Raw genomic sequence first — 6,049 nt, 5'->3', positions numbered from 1 at the left:
GAGACCGCCGGTTATGCTGAAGCTTTCGAAACTAGACCGCAGGTCCGTCATGCTGCTGCCGCCGCAGTCGGCATAACCCAGCACACGGCATAAGCCGACCTATGCCGAACTCGGCATAGGTCGGCGTATCGCACCAGACGGTAGTTCGGCTGCCCCTTGCGGCGTCGGGCTAGCCTTCGCCATCCGGGACTCATCTCGGTGTTCCAGATCCGCGAGAAATGCCGGTCCAGAACGGAGAGATAGACATTGGCCAGCAGCGGGGAGGCGACCCCTCCTTGCGGAGTGCCTGTGAGGGTCTCCGCGAATCCACCATGCAGCTCGACAACCCCGGCCCGCAGAAACGCACTTACCAGCCGCAGAACCTTGCGGTCCTTGATCCGTTCGGCCACCAGATCCATCAGGACGTGGTGATCGACGTTGTCGAAGCAAGCCTTGATGTCGCCCTCGATAACCCAGTCGTAGGTCGACGGCTTGCGGGTGAAGCGGTGGATCTCGGCGATGGCATCCTGAGCCCGACGCCCAGGCCGATACCCGTAACTGGACGGGTAGAAATCGGCCTCGAAAATCGGCTCCAGGACCAGCTTGAGCGCCATCTGCGCGACGCGGTCCCGCAAGGTCGGGATGCCCAAGTACCGGACCTTGCCGTTCTTCTTGGGAATCACCGCCTGCTTGACCGGCAGCGCAGTGAAGGACCCGTCCTTGAGTGAGCAACGAAGCTCCTCCAGGAACGGAATCACTCCATGACGTTCCTCGACGTAGTAGCGGGTGACCGCATCCACACCTGCTGTCCTGGCACCCCGGTTGCCAGACACCCGCTCCCAGGCCACCACCAAAGTGGCCCGGTCGCAGACCAAGTTGAATACATCATCGAACCGGCGATCCGGCTCGTTCCTTGCCCATTGGTGCAGCTTGATCTGATGATCGAGTACCCGTCGCCCAGCCGTCATACTGCCCGGCCAGGTTGTCGACGGCGCGTCGTTATTCAACAACGTTCCTCCCCGACAGCAGTCCTGCTGCTATCACGCTGTCGCCCTTCCCCATGTGACCGGCTTTCCCGGCCTCCGAGTACTACGGCGACTCCGCCACGATCTGGCGTCATCAGCGGGCGTCGCGCCTGCCCGCCGCCCGGCCGGCTGCCGGACGGGAAGGGCGATGCCAGATCGCTTCCCACGTTCACTGAGGATCTCTGTGACGGCGTCGGTGCCCAGCTATACCCCGGCAGCATCGCCACGGACCGCACATCGCAGTCTTGGTCCGGGCCTCCCGAAACCCATGGGATAAAGGCGGCGGGAGAGGAGAGGCCATCGGATATAGCACTCTCCAGCACTGCAAAGCGGCCCATCCACCAGGTTCGGCAGGCCGCTGACGACTCACGGGACGTCAACCACTGGTTCAGTTTCCTTGCACCCATTCCGTCTTCGCTTGCGGGCACGAACCGTCTGGTGGTGTCGGTCCGCCCCTACGTTGTCGAGGCTGCTTTCCGGTTTCACCCCCAACCCGGGGTTCAGCCTGCCTCCAGCTTCAACCGGTCACTGCGATGACCAGCGGCGGGCCTCTCATCCCGCGAGATCCATCAGCGCCTCGTGGCGCACATCCCAGCTCGTCGATGCAGAGCAGGTCGACGCGGCCGTAGCGGGCGATGGTCTTGTTCAGCTGCTTTTCGTCGGCGGCCTCGACCAGTTCGTTGACCAGCTTCGTCGCCAGTGTGTAGCGGACCCGGTAGCCCTTCATCGCCGCCTCCGTCCCGAGGGCGATCAGCATGTGCGACTTGCCGGTGCCGGAGTCGCCGATCAGGCAGAGCGGCTGCCCCTTCTTGATCCACTCGCAGGAGGCGAGGGTGTGGATCGTGGCCGGGTCGATGTTCGGGTTGGCCTCGAAGTCGAAGGTCCGCAGCGACTTCTCCCGCGGGAAGCCGGCCGCCTTGATCCGCCGCTCCGAGCGGCGGCGGGCACGGTCGTCACACTCGGCCGTCAGCAGTTCGGCGAGGAAGCCGCGGTAGGTCATCTGGTCCTTCACCGCCCGGTCGGCGATGTCGGAAAACTCGTTGCGGATCGACGGCAGCCGCAGCAAGCGGCAGGCGGAGTCGATGGCGGCGTCGGCGGCCTGCTCGGCAAGCCTCGCTGGCGGGGCAGGGTCACTGGGCTTCTTCCTCTCGGTGAGCGCCGCCGCTGGCGCGACGGCGTCGGAGCAACTGGTCATAGGGGGTCACCGAGGGCAGCGGCCTGGTGTCCGGCGGCAGGTGTGCAAGACGCCACTCGTGCAGGAACGTCACGTTTCCCGGCGTCTGTCCCGAACCGGTGACGAGCGGCTCGTCCTCGGCCTGGGCAGCCTTGCGGGCCTCCAGCGCGACCGCGTCCGCGGTCAGGGCCCCGGCCCGCAGGGCGGTGGCCAGCCCGGCGACCAGGTGCTCGTGCGGGATGTGCCGGCCCAGCAGCAGCACCTCGATCAGGGCCCGGGTGCCGTCCCGCTCGCCGTGGACCTTGCGGGCCTGGGCCCACCAGGCGTCGTGGACGGGGGTGAACTTGCCCGCGGAGCGGGCCTGTTCGAGGGCGGTGGCGCCGGGGAAGGCGCCCGGCTTGCGGATCAGGGCTTCGAGGTAGTGGTCCAGCTCCAGGCGGCAGCTGGCCTTGGCGATCAGCCGCTCATGGCGGGCGACTTCCACGTTCTGGTCGTAAACCACCAGGTGAGAGGCGTGCAGCACGACCCGGACGCGTTTGCCGATCAGGCGGACGGGCACCGAGTAGCGGTTGGTGCGGACGGTGATCTGGCTGTAGCGGTCGCCCCTGGGGGTGAACACCCGACCGGTCTCGAACGGCTCATCCGGCAGCGGCATCAGCAGCGGCTGTTCGACGGCGAAGTACTCGTCGATCGTCCGCGGCCGCGAGCCGATCCGGCGCCGGCCGTCATGCAGGTCCCACTGCTCGACCATCTCGTTCAGCTCCGCCAGCGAGGAAACCTCCGGCACCGGCGTGAAGTGATTGCGGCGGAAGTAGCCGATCTGCCCCTCGACCCCGCCCTTATCCCGAACCGTCAAATGCCCCGGATCCGCATGGTGCGGAGCGACTTGTGACGGTCACGCACCCGTTCCATCCGTGGTACGGCCGGTCGTACGAGTTCGTCGTACGGCGCAAGAACTGGGGCGAGGACCGCGTGTACTTCCGCGACGAGGAGGGAGAGGTGCTGTCCGTACCGACGGCGTGGACCGATGCGGGCGGCGAGGACCCCTTCGTCGTCCTCGCGGCGGGCCGCAGCCCGTTCCGCACCGAGGATCTGCTCGCCCTGGCCGACCTGATCGACCAGCTCGACGGCCGCTGCGGCGGTGCCCAGGAGATGACGCCGTGACCGCCTTGGGATTCACGCCGCAGTGGTGGGGGCGCGTCCGGCGCACGGTGAGCGAGACAGCGCACGCCATGCCAACTGGCCTGCACAGATACGTGATCCGCTGCCTCTGCGCGCTCTTGGCTGTGGTCGGCCGCGACGCAATTCTTGAGGCAGCAGGCGAGCGAGGGAGGCGGCATGGCCGGCAACGCGACGAGCGACCCGAAAGAGGCCGCGCTGAGGGCGACGCGGACGCTGAACCCGCATCCGGAGGCTGTGGTCGACGCGGTGTTCATTGCCTCGCCGTTCTGCGATCCCCGGGATCTGGTGCAGGTGAAGTACGAGATGGTGCGCCGAGTGCGGGTGGACAAGGTGCCCGCGGCCCTGGCGGTGCGGGAGTTCGGGTTCTCCCGGCAGGTCTACTACGACGCCGCGGCCGCACTCGACGCGGGCGGGCCGGCCGCCCTTGTGCCGGGCAAACCGGGTCCAAAGGGGCCGCGCAAACTCACCGACGAGGTCATGGAGTACCTGGAGGCGTGTCTGGACGCCGAGCCGTCCCTGCGCTCTGGGGACCTGGCCGACGCCGTCGCCGACGAGTACGGCATGAGCGTCCACCCGCGTTCCATCGAGCGGGCCCTGGCCCGGCGCGAGGCGGCACGCGCCCAGGAGTCGTCCAAAAGCCGCAGATGACAGCCCTGCCGCGGAGGTGGTGTCGGCCCGCTATGAGGAACTGCGGACGGCGGTGGCCGGCGGGAGGGGCGACGGCTGGCGGCTGGGCCGGGGTGTGCTCGTCGCCAAGGGCATGGCCGCCTGGGCGGCGGCCTGGCGGTCCCTGCCCGAGCCGCCTGCCCGGACCGGCCCCGGGCGGCCGCTGCCCAAGCTGCCGGGCGACGGCGATGAACTCGTACGGGTCCTGGCCGCGATGGCCCTGGCCCACCTCCACCCGCCCGAAGAACGGACGGAGCGAACAGAGCGAGAAGCAGGGGGAGTTGACGGTATCCATGGACGCGACGGCCGCGGCGGGCAAGGTGACCCGCGAACATCTGCAGCGTGACGCCTACCTCTATATCCGGCAGTCCACCCTCAAACAGGTGATCAACAACACCGAGTCCACTCAGCGTCAGTACGCTCTGCGGGGCCGGGCCATCGCGCTGGGCTGGGACCACTCCCAGATCATCGTCATCGACACCGACCAGGGACAGTCCGGCGCCTCCTCCAAGGGCCGGGACGGCTTTCAGCGGCTGGTCGCCGAGGTCGGCATGGGACACGCCGGGATCGTGCTGGGCCTGGAGGTGTCCCGCCTCGCCCGCAACAACACCGACTGGCACAGGTTGCTGGAGATCTGCGCGTTGGCCGGCACGCTGATCCTGGACGAGGACGGCCTCTATGACCCGGCGAACTTCAACGACAGATTGCTCCTCGGTCTCAAAGGGACCATGTCAGAAGCGGAGTTGCACCTGCTCAAGGCCCGTCTTCGGGGCGGGGTGCTGTCCAAGGCGAGGCGCGGGGAGCTCATCCAGCCGCTGCCCGTCGGCCTGGTCTATGACCACGCTGAGCGGGTGGTCCTGGACCCGGACGCCTCGGTGCAGCAGGCGATCCGGTATCTGCTGGCCACGTTCGCCGCGACCGGCTCCGCCTACGCCGTCGTCAAGGCGTTCGCCGACGAGGGACTGAAGTTTCCCCGCCGGATCCGCACCGGCCCGAACAAGGGCGAGTTGACCTGGGGCATCCTGCAGCACCACCGGGTCCTGCAGGTCCTGCACAACCCGCGCTATGCCGGCGCGTTCTTCTACGGACGCCGACATCAACGCCGTGGTCCGGGCGGCAAGACCACCAGCCACGTCCTGCCGCGCGATCAGTGGACGGTGCTGATCACCGATGCCCATCCGGGTTATCTGACCTGGCCGGAGTTCGAGGCCAACCAGACCCGGCTCGCGGAACTCGCCGCAGCCCACGGCACCGACCGCAAAGCCTCCCCGCCCCGGGAAGGCGCCGCCCTGCTGCAGGGCGTGGTCTCCTGCGGTAAGTGCGGCCGCCGCATGACCGTGCGCTACCAGCACTACAAAGGAACCGGAAAACCGATCTACCTGTGCCAGTTCGAAGGAATCCGCAACGCGGCCCCGATCTGCCAGACCATGGTCGGCGACCAGATCGACGCCGCCGTCGGCGAGCTGCTGCTGCTGACCACCCTCACCCCGCTCACCCTGGAGGTCGCCCTGCGAGTGAGCGACGAGCTGGCCGCCCGGGCCGAGGAAGCCGACCGGCTCCGCGCCGCTTGCGTCGAACGCGCCCGCTACCACGCCGACCTCGCCCGGCGCCGCTATCTGGCCGTCGATCCCGCCAACCGGCTGGTCGCAGACACCCTGGAGGCCGATTGGAACGACGCTCTGCGTGAACTCGCCGAGGCCACCGAGGAGTACGAGCGCGCGAAGAACACCGCCACCGGCCCGCTCTCGCCCGAGACCCGCGCAAAGATCACCGTGCTGGCCGCCGACTTCCCCCGGCTCTGGAACGACCCGGCCACCCCGATGCGGGAACGCAAACGCATGCTCCGGCTCCTGGTCACCGATGTCACCCTCACCAAGACCGACCACATCGCCGTCGGCGTCGTCCTGCGCGGCGGCCAGAGCCACCAGTGAACCTTCCCCTTGATCGTGGACACCTGGAGACTGGGACCTGAGTTCCAGAGGAAGTAGCACCAGGTGGGAAGCAAGTACACGAAGCGGTACAC

General features: G+C 67.9%; 6 protein-coding genes and 1 pseudogene. 4 read left to right on the top strand and 3 right to left on the bottom strand.

Features of this window, described 5'->3' with window-relative positions; genetic code table 11:
* Positions 1-47: 47 nt before the first annotated feature.
* The 3 genes and pseudogenes from ACWD3C_RS47520 to ACWD3C_RS47510 all read right to left on the bottom strand — a co-directional run bounded on the left by ACWD3C_RS47520 (position 48) and on the right by ACWD3C_RS47510 (position 3,034).
* On the bottom strand, positions 48-986 hold the full coding sequence (locus ACWD3C_RS47520; protein ID WP_451154891.1) for a reverse transcriptase domain-containing protein: 939 nt from the start codon (positions 984-986) through the stop codon (positions 48-50).
* A gap of 607 nt (positions 987-1,593) precedes the next feature.
* Positions 1,594-2,138, bottom strand: a pseudogene (locus tag ACWD3C_RS47515) (ATP-binding protein); the annotation flags it as partial.
* Positions 2,135-3,034: a Mu transposase domain-containing protein gene (locus tag ACWD3C_RS47510; protein WP_451154889.1), complete on the bottom strand. Its 900-nt coding sequence runs from the start codon at positions 3,032-3,034 to the stop codon at positions 2,135-2,137. The gene ACWD3C_RS47510 and the pseudogene ACWD3C_RS47515, both read right to left, overlap by 4 nt.
* Positions 3,035-3,066: 32 nt before the next feature.
* Between ACWD3C_RS47510 and ACWD3C_RS47505 the strand changes: the two genes are divergently transcribed.
* The 4 genes from ACWD3C_RS47505 to ACWD3C_RS47490 all read left to right on the top strand — a co-directional run bounded on the left by ACWD3C_RS47505 (position 3,067) and on the right by ACWD3C_RS47490 (position 5,957).
* On the top strand, positions 3,067-3,342 hold the full coding sequence (locus ACWD3C_RS47505) for a DUF5372 family protein (RefSeq protein WP_451154887.1): 276 nt from the start codon (positions 3,067-3,069) through the stop codon (positions 3,340-3,342).
* 174 nt (positions 3,343-3,516) lie between these two features.
* Complete coding sequence (locus ACWD3C_RS47500) at positions 3,517-4,008, top strand: helix-turn-helix domain-containing protein (protein WP_451154885.1); 492 nt, start codon at positions 3,517-3,519, stop codon at positions 4,006-4,008.
* A 19-nt stretch (positions 4,009-4,027) separates the two neighbouring features.
* Positions 4,028-4,372, top strand: a complete 345-nt coding sequence (locus ACWD3C_RS47495; protein ID WP_451154883.1) for a hypothetical protein — start codon at positions 4,028-4,030, stop codon at positions 4,370-4,372.
* Positions 4,320-5,957: a recombinase family protein gene (locus tag ACWD3C_RS47490; RefSeq protein ID WP_451154881.1), complete on the top strand. Its 1,638-nt coding sequence runs from the start codon at positions 4,320-4,322 to the stop codon at positions 5,955-5,957. Before ACWD3C_RS47495 ends, ACWD3C_RS47490 begins: the two co-directional genes overlap by 53 nt.
* The last annotated feature ends 92 nt before the right edge of the window (positions 5,958-6,049 follow it).

The sequence above is a fragment of the Streptomyces sp. NPDC002845 genome (genome assembly GCF_053591955.1).
Note: the sequence above shows the minus strand (reverse complement) of the source record. Positions and strands in the feature narration are given on the sequence as shown.